Raw genomic sequence first — 1,826 nt, 5'->3', positions numbered from 1 at the left:
GAAGTGGAAGGCCATGTGGCACTCGTCGCCGCCACTGGCGTAGTCGCCGAAGTAGTCGACCACGTCCTCCGGCCACTGGTTCGCCTCCGCCAGCAGCACCTTGTCCGGGTACTGCGCGTCGATCTCCTTGCGGACCCGTTTGAGGAACTCGTGCGTCGCCGGAAGGTTTTCGCAGTTGGTGCCTTCCTGCTGGTAGAGGTACGGCACCGCGTCCAGGCGGAAGCCGTCGATGCCGAGGTCCAGCCAGAACTTCAGGGCGGAGATCATCTCCTCCTGGACGGCCGGGTTCTCGTAGTTGAGGTCCGGCTGGTGGGAGAAGAACCGGTGCCAGTAGTACTGCTTGCGCACCGGGTCGAAGGTCCAGTTGGAGGCCTCGGTGTCGACGAAGATGATCCGGGCGTCCTGGAACTGCTTGTCGTCGTCGGCCCAGACGTAGTAGTCCCCGTAGGGGCCGTCGGGGTTGGCGCGCGACTCCTGGAACCACGGGTGCTGGTCGCTGGTGTGGTTCATCACGAAGTCGATGATCACGCGCATGCCCCGCTGGTGGGCGGCGTCGACGAACTCCACGAAGTCCGCCAGGTCCCCGAACTCCGGCAGCACCGCCGTGTAGTCGGAGACGTCGTAACCGCCGTCCCTTAGCGGCGACTTGAAGAAGGGCGGCAGCCACAGGCAGTCCACACCCAGCCACTGCAGATAGTCCAGCTTCGCGGTCAGCCCCTTGAGGTCGCCCACGCCGTCACCATTGCTGTCCTGGAACGACCTGACCAGGACCTCGTAGAAGACGGCACGCTTGAACCACTCCGGGTCGCGCTCCGCGGCGGGAGTGTCCTCGAACGTGTCCGGAACGGGCTCGTTGACGATCATCGTGTGGGTGACCCTCCGATCTGCGGTGAGGACGGTCGCAGGACGGTCAGTACGTGCGCGGGGCTATCGCCCGGCGAAAGACGTACATAGTTGGCCCTGCCCCAGTGATAGATGACACCGGTGAGCTCGTCGCGCACCGGGACGGTCTCGTGCCAGTCGAGGCCGAGTCGCGGCATGTCCAACGAGACCGTCGCCTCCTGGGTGTGGTGAGGGTCGAGGTTCACGACCACCAGAACCGTGTTCGAACCCGAGCGCTTGGAGTAGACGATCACCGCGTCCTGGTCGGCGTGGTGGAAGTGCAGGTCACGCAGCTGCCGCAGTGCCGGACTGTTCCGGCGGATCTCGTTAAGCCTGGTGATCAGGGGGGCGATGCTGCGTCCCTCGCGTTCGGCGGCTTCCCAGTCCCGGGGCCGAAGCTGGTACTTCTCCGAGTCCAGATACTCCTCGCTGCCCTCCCGCAGCGGCACGTTCTCACACAGCTCGTACCCCGAGTACACCCCCCACGTCGGCGACAGCGTCGCCGCCAGCACCGCCCGCACCTCGAACGCGGGCCGCCCCCCGTGCTGCAGATACGCGTGCAGGATGTCCGGAGTGTTCACGAAGAAGTTCGGCCGCATATACGCCGCCGCCTCCCCCGACAGCTCACTCAGATACTCCGTCAGCTCCTGCTTCGAATTCCGCCACGTGAAATACGTGTAGGACTGCTGGAACCCCACCTTCGCCAGCGTGTGCATCATCGCCGGCCCCGTGAACGCCTCCGCCAGGAAGATCACATCCGGATCCGTGGCGTTGACGTCCCCGATCACCCGCTCCCAGAACACCACCGGCTTGGTGTGCGGATTGTCCACCCGGAAGATCCGCACCCCATGCCCCATCCAGAACCGCAGCACCCGCAGCGTCTCCGCCACCAACCCGTCCATGTCCGCATCGAAATGGACCGGATAGATGTCCTGGTACTTCTT

At 64.9% G+C, this 1,826-nt stretch carries 1 protein-coding gene and 1 pseudogene; both read right to left on the bottom strand.

The window, feature by feature from the left end; genetic code table 11:
* On the bottom strand, window positions 1-864 hold an 864-nt coding region (locus tag ACIRC0_RS39665), incomplete at its 3' end, for an alpha-amylase family glycosyl hydrolase (RefSeq protein ID WP_403627005.1).
* Window positions 861-1,826: pseudogene (locus tag ACIRC0_RS39660) on the bottom strand (alpha-1,4-glucan--maltose-1-phosphate maltosyltransferase); the annotation flags it as partial. The gene ACIRC0_RS39665 and the pseudogene ACIRC0_RS39660, both read right to left, overlap by 4 nt.

It is taken from the genome of Streptomyces sp. NPDC093984, from assembly GCF_044764595.1.
GTDB classification, from domain to species: domain Bacteria; phylum Actinomycetota; class Actinomycetes; order Streptomycetales; family Streptomycetaceae; genus Streptomyces; species Streptomyces cynarae.
The sequence above is the reverse complement of the archived record's forward strand: the minus strand, read 5'-3'. Positions and strand labels throughout refer to the sequence as shown.